Annotated in this window: 17 protein-coding genes; 10 read left to right on the top strand and 7 right to left on the bottom strand. The window is 63.6% G+C overall.

The window, feature by feature from the left end; translation table 11 throughout:
• Positions 1-38: 38 nt before the first annotated feature.
• Together GXB81_RS11665 and GXB81_RS11660 are read right to left on the bottom strand one after the other, a co-directional pair.
• A complete protein-coding gene (locus GXB81_RS11665) occupies positions 39-1,505 on the bottom strand; it encodes a sulfatase-like hydrolase/transferase (RefSeq protein WP_205989192.1) in 1,467 nt (488 codons plus the stop codon).
• Positions 1,502-2,302, bottom strand: coding sequence for an IclR family transcriptional regulator (locus tag GXB81_RS11660; RefSeq protein ID WP_167047902.1), 801 nt, complete (start codon positions 2,300-2,302; stop codon positions 1,502-1,504). The genes GXB81_RS11665 and GXB81_RS11660 overlap by 4 nt, the downstream gene beginning before the upstream one ends.
• A gap of 56 nt (positions 2,303-2,358) precedes the next feature.
• Here GXB81_RS11660 and GXB81_RS11655 point away from each other — a divergent pair, with 56 nt between their 5' ends.
• Positions 2,359-2,541 (top strand): hypothetical protein, encoded by a 183-nt coding sequence (locus GXB81_RS11655; RefSeq protein WP_167047905.1) that lies wholly within the window; start codon positions 2,359-2,361, stop codon positions 2,539-2,541.
• The gene (locus GXB81_RS11650) at positions 2,535-2,711 is read left to right on the top strand and encodes a hypothetical protein (RefSeq protein ID WP_167283340.1); all 177 of its coding nucleotides are present in this window, start codon (positions 2,535-2,537) and stop codon (positions 2,709-2,711) included. Before GXB81_RS11655 ends, GXB81_RS11650 begins: the two co-directional genes overlap by 7 nt.
• 123 nt (positions 2,712-2,834) lie before the next feature.
• Here GXB81_RS11650 and GXB81_RS11645 read toward each other — a convergent pair whose 3' ends face one another.
• Together GXB81_RS11645 and GXB81_RS11640 are read right to left on the bottom strand one after the other, a co-directional pair.
• Positions 2,835-4,538, bottom strand: a complete 1,704-nt coding sequence (locus tag GXB81_RS11645; RefSeq protein ID WP_205989191.1) for a GGDEF domain-containing phosphodiesterase — start codon at positions 4,536-4,538, stop codon at positions 2,835-2,837.
• Between the two features lie 426 nt (positions 4,539-4,964).
• Positions 4,965-5,465, bottom strand: a complete 501-nt coding sequence (locus GXB81_RS11640; RefSeq protein ID WP_167047914.1) for a GAF domain-containing protein — start codon at positions 5,463-5,465, stop codon at positions 4,965-4,967.
• 373 nt (positions 5,466-5,838) lie between these two features.
• Here GXB81_RS11640 and GXB81_RS11635 point away from each other — a divergent pair, with 373 nt between their 5' ends.
• The 3 genes from GXB81_RS11635 (at position 5,839) to GXB81_RS11625 (ending at position 7,354) form a co-directional block, all read left to right on the top strand.
• Entirely contained in the window at positions 5,839-6,366 is a 528-nt protein-coding gene (locus GXB81_RS11635; RefSeq protein ID WP_205989190.1) for a DUF1493 family protein, read from the top strand.
• 134 nt (positions 6,367-6,500) lie between these two features.
• Entirely contained in the window at positions 6,501-6,866 is a 366-nt protein-coding gene (locus GXB81_RS11630) for a tlde1 domain-containing protein (protein WP_167047917.1), read from the top strand.
• Entirely contained in the window at positions 6,863-7,354 is a 492-nt protein-coding gene (locus GXB81_RS11625; RefSeq protein WP_205989189.1) for a hypothetical protein, read from the top strand. Before GXB81_RS11630 ends, GXB81_RS11625 begins: the two co-directional genes overlap by 4 nt.
• A 149-nt stretch (positions 7,355-7,503) precedes the next feature.
• On the opposite strand, the gene GXB81_RS11620 is transcribed toward GXB81_RS11625, so the two are convergent.
• Positions 7,504-7,926 carry a TOBE domain-containing protein gene (locus tag GXB81_RS11620; RefSeq protein WP_167047923.1) on the bottom strand — a complete coding sequence of 141 codons (423 nt, stop codon included), beginning with the start codon at positions 7,924-7,926 and terminating at the stop codon, positions 7,504-7,506.
• A 208-nt stretch (positions 7,927-8,134) separates the two neighbouring features.
• On the opposite strand from GXB81_RS11620, the gene GXB81_RS11615 reads away from it, so the two are divergent.
• The 4 genes from GXB81_RS11615 to GXB81_RS11600 all read left to right on the top strand — a co-directional run bounded on the left by GXB81_RS11615 (position 8,135) and on the right by GXB81_RS11600 (position 12,571).
• Entirely contained in the window at positions 8,135-9,868 is a 1,734-nt protein-coding gene (locus tag GXB81_RS11615; protein WP_205989188.1) for an SH3 domain-containing C40 family peptidase, read from the top strand.
• A 194-nt stretch (positions 9,869-10,062) separates the two neighbouring features.
• The gene (locus tag GXB81_RS11610; RefSeq protein WP_167047929.1) at positions 10,063-10,548 is read left to right on the top strand and encodes a VOC family protein; all 486 of its coding nucleotides are present in this window, start codon (positions 10,063-10,065) and stop codon (positions 10,546-10,548) included.
• A gap of 226 nt (positions 10,549-10,774) precedes the next feature.
• Complete coding sequence (locus GXB81_RS11605) at positions 10,775-11,248, top strand: VOC family protein (RefSeq protein ID WP_167047932.1); 474 nt, start codon at positions 10,775-10,777, stop codon at positions 11,246-11,248.
• A gap of 114 nt (positions 11,249-11,362) precedes the next feature.
• The gene (locus GXB81_RS11600; protein WP_205989187.1) at positions 11,363-12,571 is read left to right on the top strand and encodes an MFS transporter; all 1,209 of its coding nucleotides are present in this window, start codon (positions 11,363-11,365) and stop codon (positions 12,569-12,571) included.
• 317 nt (positions 12,572-12,888) lie between these two features.
• Here the strand turns inward: GXB81_RS11600 and GXB81_RS11595 are convergent, their stop codons facing one another.
• On the bottom strand, positions 12,889-13,821 hold the full coding sequence (locus GXB81_RS11595; protein WP_205989186.1) for a recombination-associated protein RdgC: 933 nt from the start codon (positions 13,819-13,821) through the stop codon (positions 12,889-12,891).
• 154 nt (positions 13,822-13,975) lie between these two features.
• Here GXB81_RS11595 and GXB81_RS11590 point away from each other — a divergent pair, with 154 nt between their 5' ends.
• Entirely contained in the window at positions 13,976-14,296 is a 321-nt protein-coding gene (locus GXB81_RS11590; protein ID WP_167047941.1) for a hypothetical protein, read from the top strand.
• Positions 14,297-14,546: 250 nt separating this feature from the next.
• Here the strand turns inward: GXB81_RS11590 and GXB81_RS11585 are convergent, their stop codons facing one another.
• A complete protein-coding gene (locus tag GXB81_RS11585) occupies positions 14,547-15,392 on the bottom strand; it encodes a glycosyltransferase family A protein (RefSeq protein ID WP_167047944.1) in 846 nt (281 codons plus the stop codon).
• Positions 15,393-15,461 lie beyond the last annotated feature (69 nt).

Raw genomic sequence — 15,461 nt, 5'->3', positions numbered from 1 at the left:
TCTATTAAGCGTACTAATTAATTCATACGTCAGTAAGATCAACTGGCCTTTTCGAAAACCGCTGCTGTTCCCGGTGCCGGAGAAAACGAAAAGTCGCCTTTCTCGAGTACCTTCTCCCGTCCGCCATGCTGGATCAGCAATGCTTTCTGCACCGCCTTTGCTTTTGCATCGACGGCTTCGGGATCGCAGTACGTTCTGAGCTTCTTTTCGAACGCGATCAGGCGTTCGCGCTGCTCAGGTAGCGCGGCAAGGTCGTGCTTCTCTTCCGGGTCGAACGTCAGATCGAAAAGCTGCGCGGGATAACCGACGTAATAGATGTATTTGTATTGATCGTCCCGCAGCATATAGGCAGCCGTTTTAGAGCCCATGCCGTGGAATTCGGCGAATGCGGTTCTGCCGTTCTCCATCTTCCACACGTCGAATAGCGACTGCCCCGGCAGATCCGCTTCGGACGGCAAACGCTCCACGCCAGTGGCTTCGAGAAACGTAGGATAAAGATCGACGTGCGAAACGGGTGTCGTGCAGACGTGGCCGACGCCAAAGCCTGCGCCGGCAATAATCAATGGCACGCCCGCCGATTCTTCGTACATCGTGGTTTTACCCCACAAACCTCGGGCGCCGAGGTTTTCGCCATGATCGCTCGTATAGACGATGCGGGTCTGGTCGGCCAGTCCGCAACGCTCGAGGCATGACATGACCTGGCCGATCTGCTCGTCCAGAAACGAGCAGAGTCCCAGATATCCGGCCAGCCCCGCCCTCACCTTTTCTGGCGAGTCGAAATAATCGTCGTAGGGAAGACTGTGTGCGTAATCCCGCAGATAAGGATGATTCGGGCGCTCGGACTCGCCGTAAAGCTTCGGCCACGGCAGATCGGGGTTGTTGTAGAAGCGGAAAAAATGTTCGGGGGGCGCGGTCAGCGGGAAATGCGGGGCGACGAACGAGACGAAAAGCACCCACGGCTTCGTCGAGGCTTCCGCCGACTTGTTCTTCAGCCAGGCTTGGGCCCGCGCCGCAATGTCCCGGTCGTATGCGGTATAGGACGACTCCCCCGGTCCCGCGCTCATCGCCATCTGGGCGACGCCCCCGCGTACGGGCAATTCGTCGCGAATCAGATCGCCCAGATCGCCGACGCCATCCACGACATGCATCGGGACGATCTCCTCGGTGAAGCCGTTGTCGTCGTCGCTGGAGCGGAAGTGCAATTTCCCGATCGCGGTCACGTCGGACCCGCTATCGCGAATCCGCCTGTGCCAACTCATCGCCGAACCGTCGAACGGCTGCGCATTGTCCCAGTTGCCGAGATCCTGCACGTATCGCCCGGTGGCCAGGACGGCACGGGCCGGCACGCAGGCCGGCGAATTGCAATACGCGGCGGAGAAACGGGTGCCGCGCGCCGCCAATGCGTCCAGATGCGGCGTCACGGCAATGGACGAACCGCTGCAGCCCATGATCTTCGGGTTATGTTCGTCGGAGATGAATACCAACAGGTTCTGGCTAGCGGTCATGGCTCTTCCTCGGAGTTTCCTCTCGCCGCGAGGCTGCCGGATAAAGCATGGGCAACAAAACCCATGGCAGCGGATATTTCGGTGGCGGCCTTCTGCGACTCAATCGCAAGCATCTCTAACCGTTCAGGCGACAGACGGGAAATCGGTGCCGCCGCGCCGAAGGTTGCAATGACGCGTCCCTGCTTGTTGAAGATCGGTGCCGCGCCCCCGCCGGTGTCGGGCTTCCAGCTCCCCACGGAAATGGCATAGCCGCGAGCCCGAATCCGTCCGAGTTCGGCGAGCAGTTTCGCTTTGTCGACGATCGAGTCCGGCGCGGTTCCTTCCAGGTGTTCGGGAAGAATCGCCTGAAGCTCGTGGTCGTGCAAATTCGCCAGCATGGCGAGACCGCTAACAGTGCAATTCGCCGGGGCACTCGCGCCGACGGGCATATGTACCCGGATCGTCTGTGTCGGCTCGACCGTGTGAATCGTCACCATCGAAAAACCGGTTAACACCGAGAGGTAAGTACTTTCGTTGGTGCTGGCCGTCACCCTTTCCATGAGTGGTGTAGCGATTGTCAGCAATTGCTTCTGCGGCATGCTGGCCCCCAATTCGAACAGACGGGGGCCGATTTCGAAATTGCCGCTCTCGTTCTTGAGAACGTAACCGCGGCTTTCGAGGGTTGCGAGTATGCGGAAAACGCCGGATTTGGAGAACTCCAGATCGCGCGCAATAGCGGACAAGGAAGAACCGGAGCGCGGACGCGCGACCGCTTCCAATACGTCCAGAGCATTCAGCAGATAGGCGAGTTGTTTCACTGTAGAGAACGATGTGCTTGTCTGGAGAACAAATTGTCCCACCGATATTTTTCGCAATGGATCGGGACAAACCCTTCACGGATACCCAGGACAAACCCTTCATCGGGCAGGCGGCGCGGAATCCGCCGGGTTCGGCGGCACCGGCAAACGGCACGGCGCTGTTCTGGTGTCGCGGCATGTTGCTGCATCAGGCCGCCAGGCGTCGGCAACTCTTCAAGGATGACGATTCAATTTGCTGACGGAGTCGCAAGACATCCGGCACAAGAACATCGCCATGCTTGTTGCCACACAGTTCGGCGATACACGGCCGTTCGAACCCACCCCGAACGCCGTCAACGGCGGTGCAGAAGAATTGGAGAAATCGGTGGGAACGACAAATGGCGCGCTCGAGATCGACGAGTGCCGGTAAATCGGCAACGACAACGCGAGAAGGCGAGAAGACGAAAAAGCAAGAAAGGATCGCTTTTGCACTGCATCGATCGACTGACGAAACTAACGAAACTGGCGAATGCGCAAACGGGCACCGCGCCCCTCAAACCGTCCCCAACGGCTTCAGCACATTGCGCAGCATCGCGATGGTCAGCGGACGCGAGAACCAGAACCCCTGTGCTTCATCGCACCCGAGCGCTTCGAGTTGCGCGGCCTGGTCGGCCGTTTCGACGCCCTCGGCGGTCACGCGCAGCTTGAGCGCATGTGCCATCGCGATGATCGCGCCGACGAGCGCCGCGCTTTGCGGATCGGTGCTCATGCCGAGCACGAACGAGCGGTCGATCTTGATACGGTTGAGCGGAAAACGCGTCAGATAGGCGAGGCTCGAATAGCCGGTGCCGAAGTCGTCCACCGCGACCTCGACGCCCAGTTCGCGCAGCGCATGCAGCGTCTGCAAGGCCTGATCGGTATCGCCGAGCAGCACGCCTTCGGTGATTTCGACTTCGAGACAGGACGGATCGAGCGCCGCGTCTTCGAGCGCCTCGCGAATCGTGTTGAACAGATTCTGCCGCTGGAACTGCTGCGGCGACACGTTCACCGCAAAACGCGGCAACGTGCCGGTCTGCCGTAGCAGAAGACCGGCGTCGCGGCACGCGGTGCGAATCACCCATTCGCCGATGCGCTCGATCAGCCCCGCCTCTTCCGCGACCGGCACGAACTCGACCGGGCTGATCAGGCCGCGCTGCGGATGATGCCAGCGCAGCAGCGTCTCGACCTGCGCGATGCGGCCCGTCGCGAGCGTCACCTGCGGCTGGTACACGAGGTGCAGTTGCTGACGCTCGAGCGCGTCGCGCAGCATCGTCTCGAGTTCGAAGCGACGCGCGGCCTGCCCTTCGAGCGCGGTCGAAAAACGCCGCACGGCGTTGCGGCTCACCGCCGATGCCGCCGACAACGCCACGCCGGCGCGGCGCATCAGCGTCGGCGCATCGGCGCCGTCGGCCGGATACGCGGCGATGCCGATGCTCGCGGTGATGTTCAGCGCGGTCCCCGCGTAATCGATCGGTTCGGCGAGGCGGCCGAGCGCTTCGGCAGCGAACGCATCGGCGGCCGCGCCGCTTTCGTTGATGAGCAGCGCGAACTGCGTGCCGCCGACCGACGCGATCGTGCCGTCGTGCGGAAACAGGCCGCGCAGCCGCTCGCCGACGATCTGCAGCACGAGTTCGGCCGCATGCAGACCGAGTGCATCGCGCAGCTTGCGCAGGTGATCGAGTTCGGCGATCAGCACGGTAAAACCATGACCGTTGCGCTTGCAACGTGCGATCGTCAGTTCGAGCCGTTCGATGAACAGCGTCTGATTCGGCAGACGGGTCACGCCATCGTGATGCGCGACGTACCAGAGACGCGCCTCGGATTGCGCATAGCGCGTCATGTCGACTGCAATGCCGACGTAGCGCTCCGGCGCACCATTCGACGCATCGGCTTGAGCTGCGCTCAGGGGCGCGAGGGCGAACGCGACGCGAACCCGCGAGCCATTGCGCCGCAGATAAGTCCACTCGCCTTCGTAGCGCGAACGGAGCGCCGCGAGCTGCGGCCATTCCGCGCGGCGCTTCAGCAGTTCGGCCGGATCGTGCAGCGACTCGAGCGAGCGCCAGCCGATCAGTTCCTGCGCCGTGTAGCCGGTCAGTTTCTCGAAGGCGGCGTTGACGGTCTCGAAGACGCCGCCCGCTGTGCAGATGAACATGCCATACGGCGCGCACGCCAGGGCGGCGTCGCGCGTGCGCGCTTCGACGTTGATGGGGTCGTGCATTGCGCCGGCCTTATGGTCCCGAGTCCTCAAGACGATTGAATGTATGCGTTACGCGCGGGGCGCAAACGGTCATGCCGGCGCGTCCTGCTCCACGCCGCGCGCGGCAACCATGCGCATGATAGCGGCTTTCGCATGCGATCCGGCGGACCGGCGCGGCGAAAAACACCGCTGGCGAAGACCGGAATGAAATAAACACCGGTAGCGTCGGGTAGCCGATGACCGTGGTTTAAAACGGAAGCCAGGCGAATGCCGGCGGATACGTCGGCGCGATGCGGGCCGTTGCGCTTCGCCGTGTCGGGCCGTGTTGCGCCGCATTGGCGCGCCTGTCATGCACATTCATGCGGATAAATGAAACGCCTGTGGCGGGAACCCTCGCGGCAAATGCCGGCGCACCTCGAATTGCACGCGGGAAAAAACGTGCAAAAACTACACGCCGCGCGGCAGCGCCGCTTCGATGAACGCCGCGCACAGCGCTTCCATGCCCTTCGCGTCCTCTTCGTCGAAGCGCGCGACGAGCGGGCTATCCACGTCCCACACGCCGATCAGCGTGCCGTCGGGTGCGACGAGCGGCACGACGATTTCCGATTGCGACGCCGAATCGCAAGCGATATGGCCGGGAAACTCGTGCACGTCGCGTACGACCTGAGTCTGCCGGGTTTGCGCGGCCGTGCCGCAGACGCCCTTGCCGAGCGGAATGCGCACGCACGCGGGCTTGCCCTGGAACGGACCGACAACCAGCTCGCGGCCATCGTGAAAGTAGAAACCGGCCCAGTTCAGATCGCTCAGCGAATGAAACACGAACGAGGAAAAATTCGCCGCATTGGCGATCCAGTCGGTTTCGCCGGCGAGCAGCGAGCGCGCCTGCGCGACGAGTTCTTCGTATTGCGCGGCTTTGGGCAGATGCGAGGTGGCGGAAACTTCGAACATGACGGCATCCGTGATGAAAGCGGGAAAGAAAAACGGCAAGGGGTGCAGTGTAAAGCAAGCGGCGTGTTCGGGCAGTGCGCGGCGATGTGGAGCGGGGCGGCGGTGGGACGGTATGGCGGTCGTGCCCGGCAGGCTTATTTTCATCTTTGTCTGATGTCGGATTGCCGTGGCTTTGTGAAGGATTGACGTCGGGTTTGCGTGTCCATCCGGAGTATGCAAACGGGCCGCTGAGAGGCGCTTGTACCGTATCGGCGGCTGACGCTTCGAATTTGATATCTAGCGATATTTGATAAAAATCGCCGTTCTAGCGATGCTTCACTATAACGATGCAACCATGAAAAGTGTCAGTTAAATATCTCCCTGCGATAAAAATATGGACAGTCATGACGCTTCAGTTGAGCTTACTGAATTTATCCGGAAAAAAATTCTATATCCTGAAAGACTTCCTATAAACCCAGAGACCAGCGTGGAAGACCATCTCGGCGTGACCGGAGATGACTCCCCCGAATTCATGGACGCATTTTTCGACCGGCTCAATGTTGGTCCTGGCGATTTTGATTGCAATGGATATTTCGAAGGGGAAAGAGTATTTGATCCGTTTACGTCAATTGTACGTTTTCTATTTCACAGGATTAAGAAGGAACCGAAGCGAGAGCCGCTCACCGTCGCCATGCTTCAACATGCCATCGAGCTTGGCGTACGGGATAGCGAACGCTTGAAGGAACTGAATAGTCAGCACACTAAAGAGTGTGCCCAAAGGCCCGCTATGCGGGCCTCTCTTTACCTGATTGCAACCGAATCAGTTCCATCAAAAAACGTGCCGCGCTCAGGAATCCATCAACGCGCGGCGACGAAAATACCCGCGCATCGTACTGCCCCTGCTCCTTCAGAGCCCCGATGATTACAAGCACCGAAGTCGGGAGCGGTACACCGCGCAGCATTTTCGCTTTCATCCGTATTTGGGCCACGGCCCATATTCACCGCCCCCCCATTCGACTAGCCTTATCTTTTTGGCACTTGGGAGACAAACAGAAAATGCCGTGGTCCTATCAGCAAAGCACCGGAAACCTCTCGTTTAATGGAGAACTCGTCGAACGTGGTTACTCCGGCGCGGCAACCGGTAAAAACAATCCCGCCATGCAGGCGATTTCCAACATCGGCCCCATCCCGCGCGGCAATTACCAGATAAGCTCGCCTCACACGTCCCCCCACACCGGGCCCGGCACGCTCAATCTGTCGCCGCTGCCCGGTACCAATACGTTCGGACGAAGTGCTTTCCGCATTCATGGCGATAGCCGGAATCATCCGGGTACGGCGTCCGAGGGCTGCATTATCCTGGGTCCCCAGACTCGTCATCGCATATGGGCGAGCGGCGATCATCGGCTCGAGGTTGTTCAATGAAACGTGCATCCGGTTTCGCTTTCGCATTCACGTTCGCCCTGGCCTGCGCCGCGGCAAACGCAAGCGCCGAAGCAAATCCCTCCGCCCTTGCCAGGCAAATCAACGACCAGGGCGCAAAAGCGGTGGTGAATGGAATGTCTGAATCGGAATGGGACAACGTGCTCACCCATATCGATTCCGGCAGCACGGCGTGGATCGCACTGGTCCCCAAGCTGGCAGAGGGAGCGGACAGCGGCAACGCCGAAGACCTTGGCATCGGATTAGCGTACGCGCTCCCCAAAAGTCCGCGCGCGGTTCTCAAGGCCATCGATCCCGGCAACGGGCCGGTGCTGGGTGTCAATCGCGTTTGCTCCGCGCCGTTCATCGAAGACACCGTTCCGGATATCCCTGCCTATGTCAAACGCGCTAAAGCTGCGCTCGGCAAGGTCCATGACCGTTCGTTGCGGGACGTCAAAAAGGCCTGTCTAGCGGAACTGGCGAGGCTGTAAGCGGCGTGTTACGGCACAAACGCCAAGCCACGGTGAACCGGCCCCTTGCCGTCCGCTGGGCGCCCGGCACAATCAGGGCAGCCGTCAGGCAAGGGGCTCGGCAAGCAAAACAGCGAGCCTTGCCCAACAAGACTCAGCGGGTTGCAAGCTCACTCGACGCCGACGATCACGCTCGACGCCTTGAAGATCGCGGTCGCCGGCTTACCGCTCGCGAGCCCGAGGCGCTCGACGCTGTCGTTCGTGATGATCGCGGCAATCTGCGCACCGTCGGCGCTGATCGTCACTTCCGAGTTGACCGCGCCCTTCGTGACCGACGCCACGCTCCCCGCGATGCAGTTGCGTGCCGACACCTGGTGCTTCGCCACGTCGACCATCACGATCACCGACGAAGCCTTCACGAGCGCAAACGCCTTCTTGCCGGCCGCCAGTCCAAGCGACTGCGCGCTGCCATGCGTAATGATCGCGACGATCTCGAGACCGTCCCCGGTACGCAAGATCACTTCATCGTTGACGGCGCCGTGCTTGACGCCGGTCACTTCGCCGCTGAACTGGTTGCGTGCGCTGGTTTTCATATCGTGCTCCTTGTCGGTCGGCATGCCTCGCATGGGTATTCGGTGTTGCGGCGCAACGTTGCGAGGCACGGTGTTGATAGATAAGGCGAGTGTAATGGACAACAACGTGGACAACACGGGGCAAAACCCACAGGAAAGCCCCAGGAAGACCCGCGCGAATCGCCGAGCCCGTATCATCGTGCCCTTGGACCCCCTACGCCAGATCTCCATGCCCGTTGCCGTTCCGCCCCGCTCCGCTTTTTCGTGGCGCTGCGCGCGCCGCCTGTGCCGCGCCGCCGTGCTCGGCGCCGCCGTCACGACGCTCGTCGCGTGCAGCAATCCGACGCCGCCGCGCGACACGCACGCCTTCGTCGACAACCTCACGCTGTTCCCGCTCGACCACTACGACCAGAACGTCGATCACTGGCTCGATCCGCACAGCCCGGACTACGACCGGCCGTTCTTCAGCGCCGAAGATCAGCAGGCGCACTTTCACGCGCTCTATGCGCGCTATTTCGGCACCGGCGCGAACGCCCCGTCGCCATGGAACGCCGCTTACGTGACGGCGCGCGTCTTTCGCGAGCAGGGCGCCGACATCGTCGCGCTGCAGCAGCGCCGCATCGGTAAATTCGACAACACCGGCAAGCACGGTGCCGCGCTCGGCTATGGTGAGAACTTCCGTCCGCACGACAAGACTTGGATCGATGCGATCGCAAGCAACATGAACGTGGAGCAGTTCGCGCAGACGCCTGCCTATCAGCCCGAACGCCGCGCAATCGCCACCGGCAACCTGCTGGTGCGCGAGTTGCCGACCACCGATCCGTCGTTCTACGACCGCCATCTGGCTGGCGAAGGCTATCCGTTCGACAACCTGCAGATTTCGGCGGTACGGCCGGGCACGCCGCTTTACGTGCTCGGCAGCAGCGTCGACGGCGCGTGGCATTACGTGCAGACGCCCGATGTGCAGGGCTGGGTGCGCAGCGACGGCGTCGCATTCGCCGACGACCGTTTCGTCGACAAATGGCGCGCGGCGGCCGGGAAATCGCTTGGCGCGGTGATCGTGGCGTCGGCGGCGGTGCGCGACAGCCACGGCGTGTTCCGTTTCGACGCGCCGGCGGGAACGTTATTGCCGTTGGTGCCGGCTTCTTCCCCGGCGACGGCAACGACAGCGAAGGCGCATGGCACGGCCCGTGTCGCCGACGGCTCCGCTACCGGCGACAACGCACATGCAACCGCCAACAAAACCTTCAATGAGCCCACAACCGATGCCGAACGCGAATCGGCAAGCGCAACCACCAACGAATCCGCAAGCAAGGCCGCTACCGTCACATACACACTCCTCGCCCCCGCCCGCGACGTCGATGGCCGCGCGCTGATCCGCACCGCGTCGCTCGACGCCGCGCAGATCGCACCGATGCCGCTCGCCGCAACGCCACGCCATCTCGCGATGCTGATGAAAGCGCTGATCGGGCGGCCGTACGGCTGGGGCAATAGCGGGCTCTACAACGACTGCTCGTCGGAACTGCAAAGCATTTTCGCGGCGTTCGGCGTATGGCTGCCGCGCCATTCGTCGACGCAGATGAGCGCCGGGCGCATGATCGACCTGTCCGGGTCGACCCCCGCCGAGCGGCTCGACTATCTCGCCGGGCACGGCGAACCGCTGCGCACGCTGATCTACATCGGCGGTCACGTGATGCTCTACATCGGCAACACGACGCGCGACGGCGTGACGGTGCCGGTCGTCTATCAGGACGTGTGGGGGCTGCGTCCCGCCGACAACAGCCGGCGCGTGGTGATCGGCGGCTCGGTGATCCTGCCGCTCTACGCGCGCATCCCCGAGGACGCGACCCTGCAATCGCTCGCGGCCACTCCGACGTTCCAGATCAGCATTCTCGGCGCCCCGATGGGCAACGCGGCGCCATCGTCCGCACCGCCGCCGGACGAAGACAATCCGGCGGGTTAGCGGACCGGTTGGCACGCCGGCCATGAGGGCTAAGCGAGGGCGAAAACGGGGGCCACATAGCGCCCCTTCACCTCTCAAAAATATTTTTTCCAAAGTGTCGACTCAACGGTCACCGACTCGTCGTAACGTTGAAGACCTGGCTCGCACAGCCGGTCTTTCCATTGATCAAACCGTTACCCGAAGGAGTCGCCGTCATGACCAGCAGCACCGTCAAAGCCATCCCGGACGGGATGCACTCGCTTACGCCGTACCTGATCTGCGCGAACGCCGCCGAAGCGATCGCGTTCTATACGAAAGCCTTCAACGCCGTCGAGCAGATGCGTCTGCCGGGGCCGAACGGCAAGGTCATGCACGCCATGCTGAAAATCGGCGATTCGATGCTGATGCTGACCGACGAATGGCCCGAGCATCAGGCGTTCGGCCCGAACACGCTGAAGGGCACGCCGGTCACGATCCATCACTACGTCGAGGACGTCGACGCAAGCTTCAAGCAGGCCGTCGACGCGGGCGCGACCGTCACGATGCCCGTCACCGATATGTTCTGGGGCGATCGCTACGGCCAGGTCAAGGACCCGTTCGGGCATAGCTGGTCGCTCGCGACGCACAAGCGCGACCTGAGCGCCGAGGAAATCCAGCAGGCGATGACGACGATGCAGTGCCCGTCGGAAGAGCGGAAATAACCCTCGCCTTGCGGCCACGCCGCGCTCACTCAGTCGCCATCAACGGCCATAAGCCGCCATACAGCGACCACAGACCGGCCGCAAGCCGCCTCCGCCAGACGAACCATCGAGCGAGCGACCGTCAGGCACGCCCCGCGTGCCTGACGACACACTCGCCGATGCGCCCACGCCCCCACCTGACGCCAACCCAACGCTCAACCCGCAGCAATCCCCAAGGAGCAACGTCATGCAGAAAATCGCGCCGTGCCTGTGGTTCGACGGCAATGCGGAAGAAGCCGCGCAGTTCTACATCTCGGTGTTCTCCGAGTCCCGCATCGCCACCACCCTGCACTACACGGATGCCGGCCCCGGGCCGGCGGGCAAGGTCGTGGCCGTCACGTTCGAAATCGAGGGCCAGGAGTTCATGGCCCTGAACGGCGGCCCGCAGTATTCGTTCACGCCGGCGATCTCGCTGTTCGTGCATTGCGACTCGCAAGAAGAAGTCGACCGCTACTGGTCGAGGCTGCTCGACGGCGGCGAGCCGTGGGCGTGCGGCTGGCTGCGCGACCGCTTCGGCGTGTCGTGGCAGATCGCGCCCACCGTGCTGCTGAAGATGCTGCTCGACCCGGACCGCGAGAAAGCGAGCCGCGTCATGGCCGCGATGATGAAAATGGTCAAGCTCGATATCGCGCCGCTCGAACAGGCGTATCGCGGCGAGTAGCCCCCGCGCGGCATGGCGCGATGCCGTGTGGCACGGCGCGCCGCCGCGCCCGCATGATCTTTGATAGCATCGGTCTCGCCCCTTTATCCAACTATCAGCGGCGAGACATTCACGGTGCGCGTCAACCATTACGCCTTCTTCTGCTCGCTATTCGTCGCGCGCCTCGCCGATCAGATCCTGCTCTTTCTCGTGCCGCTCGTCGTATTCCAGACGACGCACGACGTCTCGTGGTCGGGTCTCGCGTTTTTCATCGAAACGCTGCCGCGCTATCTCGTGTTCCCGTTTTTCGGCGCGCTCTGCGACCGCTTTGCGCCGCTCAGGCTCATGCGCCTGAGCCAGGCGGTGCGCGCGCTCGCCTGCTTCGGCGGCATCGCCGCGTATGTGCTGTTCGGCGGCATCGGCTGGCTGATCGGGCTGTCGGCCGCGTGCGGCGTGCTGACGAGCCAGGGCCTCGTGGCGCGCGAAGTGATGCTGCCGCAGATTTTCAGCACGCAGCAGATCCAGCGCGTGCTCGCTTATTCGCAACTGGCCGACCAGCTAGGCTTCGTGCTCGGGCCGATGCTGGCCGCGCTGCTGCTCGGCCTGTGGCACTGGGAAAGCGTGGTCGCCGCGACCGGCGTGCTGTTTCTCGCCGCCGACGCCGCCCTGTTCCTGTGGCAGCGCCTGAGCGGCTTTCGCGCGCCCGCGCTCGCGCGTGCGCCGGCCGGCCACTGGACGCAGCCACTGCGCATCGCGCTGCATCATGTGTGGACACTGCCGGGCCTGAAGAAGGTCATCATGCTCGCGGCGGCGGAAAACCTCGTGATCGGCGTGACGCTCGCGACCTCGGCGGCGATGGTGACGGGCCTGCATGCGCAATCGAGCCGCTACTACGCGGGGCTGCAAACGGCCGGCGCGATCGCCACGGTGCTGGTGCTGCTGACGGTCGCGCGCGCCGGCTGGCCCGCGCGCGTGCTCGGCCTCGTCGCCTTCGTGACGATCTGCGCGGGCGGCGTGATCGCGGGCGCGAGCGCGGCGCCGTGGGGTTATGCGCTCGGCTTTCTGCTGATCGTCGGCTTCGACAAGATGTTCAACGTCTACATCCGCAGCGCGCGTCTGCAGATCATTCCGCCCGAGGACTACGGCAAGACGATCGGCGTGGCGATCCTGCTGAACAACATGACGCAGCCGCTCGCCGGCCTGCTCGTGAGCGTGTTCTCCGCGCGTACGCAAACCGGGCCGCTGATCGTCGCGCTCTCTCTGACGATGGGCGGCATCGGCGCGGCGGTTTCGCTCGGCGCGGCGCTGCTGCGGCGCAGGCGCGCGTTGCTGATCGAGGAATGACGGGACGGGCGAGGTGGCCTTGAACGCATCGCCCGCATCCCGAAGACGGACCCCGCGCAAAGTTACCCACAGATTTTGTTGGCAAATCTGTGGGTAACTTTCCGGAAAGATCCGCAAGCTGTTGATGCGGCAATCGTTTTTCCGCAGACGCTGATTTGGGCAGGGGCTGCGCGGGGCTTTATGTGCGCCGTGTCTGCGCTTTGCCCACTCGTTGTCCGCTTTTTGTCCGCGTATGAGCCACGCTGGGCTCACACCCAGGCCACACCCAGGCCGCCGCACTCAACTCAGGCGAGCCCACGCATGGCCCCGCGTTTCGCTCAAGCCGCCACAGCCCGCGGCAAGCCCAGCGCCTCATCCCCCGGCTCCCCGCCGAGCGCGTCGACGAGATCGCCCAGCATGCGGTCGAGTTCGGCCGTCATCAGCGCGACGTCGGAATCGAAGCGCTCGTCGTCGTCCTGCGCGGTCGGATCGCTCGCTTCCTTGAGCACGTCGAGCGGCGCGACACGCTTGATCGCGAGCGACGGCGTCAGCACGAACGACACGCGATCGTTCCACGTCATCGCGAGCCGCATGCATTGCTTGCCCGCTTCGATGTGGCGGCGCATGTCCTCGGCGTCGAGCGTGTGGCCGACGTAGCGCACCGTCGCATTGCCTTCGGTCGGCGAGCGCAGCTCGGTGTCCTGGTCGAGCGTGAAGCCGGCCGGGCCGTCGCCGTCGAGCAGCCAGCCCGTCATCGCCGCCACCGGCGACTGCGCGACGCGCACCGTGGCGAGCGGCAGCTGATCGATCGACTTCACGAGCAGCCCGCGCACTTCATCGGCCACCGCCTGCGAAGCCGCGTCGATCACGAGCCAGCCGTTCTTGCAGTCGATCCACACGCGCGTGTCGCGGCGGATGCTGAACGCGCGCGGCAGCAGTTCGTCGGTGACCTGCTCCTTGAGTTCGCGCATCTGCTTGCGGCCGGGCTTGAAGCCCTGCTGTTCCTCGAGTTCGAGCGCGCGCTCGCGCGTCACCTGGGTGACGACCGAGGCCGGCAGCAGCTTCTTTTCGGCACGAAACGTCAGCAGCATCTGGCCGTTGAGCGCGTAGACGAGCGAGTCGCCCTCGCGCGGCGGCGCCCAGCCCTGGTTTTGCGTTTCGAGACCGCCGCCCGGCGCGAACGCGTACGGCGCGAGCCACTTCTGCATCTGTTCGGGGGTGACGGACCACGGAGCGGGAAGACGGTGCAACTGAAGGTTTTTGAACCACATGGGCGAAGTCGAATCCGGGCAAAGCGCGCCATTTTATCTGACGGAAGCGCACGGGGCGCTCGCGCCGTCATGGTTTTGCCGTAGCCGCCCGCACGCGCGTTTTGGCGGCAAATCACCTAGACTTTCTGACAGGAAGATCAAGACGGAGGCGGCCATGGCCGATGACACCGCAGCCTGGCAGACGGTGGCCTACGAAGGCTTCGAAATACACGTCTCGCCCGTTCCAACGAGTCCGCCCGACCCGGCCCATGCGCAGGACGCGCGAGAGAGCCGCTACACGTATCTCGGTTACGTCTGCCATCCCGGCGCCGATCCGCATATCCCCGGCCACTCGGTGCCGTTTCATGCGGACGGAGAAGAAAGTTTCGCGAGCCAGGACGAAGCGCTCTACGAAGCGGTGCACGTGGGACGCAGTATCGTCGACGGCACGCATCCTGATCTGACAGTGCTGCCGCTCGTGACCGGCGGCGTTTGATGCGCGGTGATGCGCGGGTGCGAGGCGCTGCATGCGGCGTGTGACGTCCATATGCAGCGTCTGCATTCCATGTTGCAGCGCCTGCGTGCGGCGCAGTTGCGTACAGCTTAAGGCTGGCGCTGTCGTGCTAACGCGCCAGTTCGGGACCCGTATTACCGCGCGCCTCGTGCCGCAGCGCCGCACTGAGTCGCATGTAGTCGCGCATTCGCCCTTCGCGCCCGCCAGCCTCACCACCCCGCCCTTCCAGCCCCTAACCGAACGCCCGCTTGATGCGCGACTTCAGCAGCGCGCGCCGCAGACGCCCCGTGCGCTCAGGCTCGCTGACCGCCAGGCCGCCCTCGACCGCGCTGCCGCGACGCAGGTAGTAGCGGTCGAACGTCGCCTGCGTCATGCCCCACTTGTTGAGAAACTGCCGGCGCCCGTCGTTCTTGACGATCTTGCCGGTGCTTTTCTGCTGGAAGTGATAGACGAGGCTGTCGCCGACGCCGAGAAACACGCGGCACCCGGCATCCCAGAGTTTCATCGAGAAGTCGTTGTCGCTGCTCATGCCGGGGCTCAGCTCGCTGCTGTAGCCGCCGAGCTTGTGCCACCAGTCGCGATGCACGAGCGTGGGCGGCCACGTCGCGCCGCGCCAGTCGGCCCGCGCGAGCCGCGGCGCGGCGGCGACCAGCTCGTCGGCGCGGAACGTCTCGACGTCGCGGCCGAAGTTCTGCACGACCACGCAGGGATTGCCGGAATCGACCGGCTCGATCATCGTGCCCGACAGCATGAAGAGGTGATCGGCCGGCATCTGCGCGAGGCGCCGCGCGAGCGCGTCGTCCCAGCCGGGGCAGCAGTACATGTCGTCGTTCATGTAGACGACGTAGTCCGCGCGCGCGCGCGCCGCCGCGATGTTGACGGCATGGCAGATGCCGATATTGCCCGGCGACGCTGTGTGCTCGATGCCCTCGTCGCGCACCCAGGCGAGCGTGCCGTCCGAGCCGTCGTTCACGTGCACGATGATCTGGTGCGCGTGCGTCGAGTGACGCCGCAGGCTCTCGATCACGAGGCGCAGATACGGCAGGTTGTTCCAGGTCGGGATGATGATTGAGAACATCGATTCGGTCCGTTGAGCGGGGCTTGGGCGCGGCATGCGCCGCGCGCCGGCCATGAGTTTCGCGCGATT

The organism is Paraburkholderia sp. Ac-20336 (assembly GCF_017105025.1).
Taxonomy (GTDB): Bacteria; Pseudomonadota; Gammaproteobacteria; order Burkholderiales; family Burkholderiaceae; genus Paraburkholderia.
Note: the sequence above shows the minus strand (reverse complement) of the source record. Positions and strands in the feature narration are given on the sequence as shown.

Coding starts and splice junctions, on each gene's coding strand:
- GXB81_RS11665 (WP_205989192.1), bottom strand. CDS start 1,505: ATGACCGCTAGCCAGAACCTGTTGGTATTCATCTCCGACGAACATAAC.
- GXB81_RS11655 (WP_167047905.1), top strand. CDS start 2,359: ATGGATCGGGACAAACCCTTCACGGATACCCAGGACAAACCCTTCATC.
- GXB81_RS11645 (WP_205989191.1), bottom strand. CDS start 4,538: ATGCACGACCCCATCAACGTCGAAGCGCGCACGCGCGACGCCGCCCTG.
- GXB81_RS11640 (WP_167047914.1), bottom strand. CDS start 5,465: ATGTTCGAAGTTTCCGCCACCTCGCATCTGCCCAAAGCCGCGCAATAC.
- GXB81_RS11635 (WP_205989190.1), top strand. CDS start 5,839: ATGGACAGTCATGACGCTTCAGTTGAGCTTACTGAATTTATCCGGAAA.
- GXB81_RS11630 (WP_167047917.1), top strand. CDS start 6,501: ATGCCGTGGTCCTATCAGCAAAGCACCGGAAACCTCTCGTTTAATGGA.
- GXB81_RS11625 (WP_205989189.1), top strand. CDS start 6,863: ATGAAACGTGCATCCGGTTTCGCTTTCGCATTCACGTTCGCCCTGGCC.
- GXB81_RS11620 (WP_167047923.1), bottom strand. CDS start 7,926: ATGAAAACCAGCGCACGCAACCAGTTCAGCGGCGAAGTGACCGGCGTC.
- GXB81_RS11615 (WP_205989188.1), top strand. CDS start 8,135: ATGCCCGTTGCCGTTCCGCCCCGCTCCGCTTTTTCGTGGCGCTGCGCG.
- GXB81_RS11610 (WP_167047929.1), top strand. CDS start 10,063: ATGACCAGCAGCACCGTCAAAGCCATCCCGGACGGGATGCACTCGCTT.
- GXB81_RS11605 (WP_167047932.1), top strand. CDS start 10,775: ATGCAGAAAATCGCGCCGTGCCTGTGGTTCGACGGCAATGCGGAAGAA.
- GXB81_RS11595 (WP_205989186.1), bottom strand. CDS start 13,821: ATGTGGTTCAAAAACCTTCAGTTGCACCGTCTTCCCGCTCCGTGGTCC.
- GXB81_RS11590 (WP_167047941.1), top strand. CDS start 13,976: ATGGCCGATGACACCGCAGCCTGGCAGACGGTGGCCTACGAAGGCTTC.
- GXB81_RS11585 (WP_167047944.1), bottom strand. CDS start 15,392: ATGTTCTCAATCATCATCCCGACCTGGAACAACCTGCCGTATCTGCGC.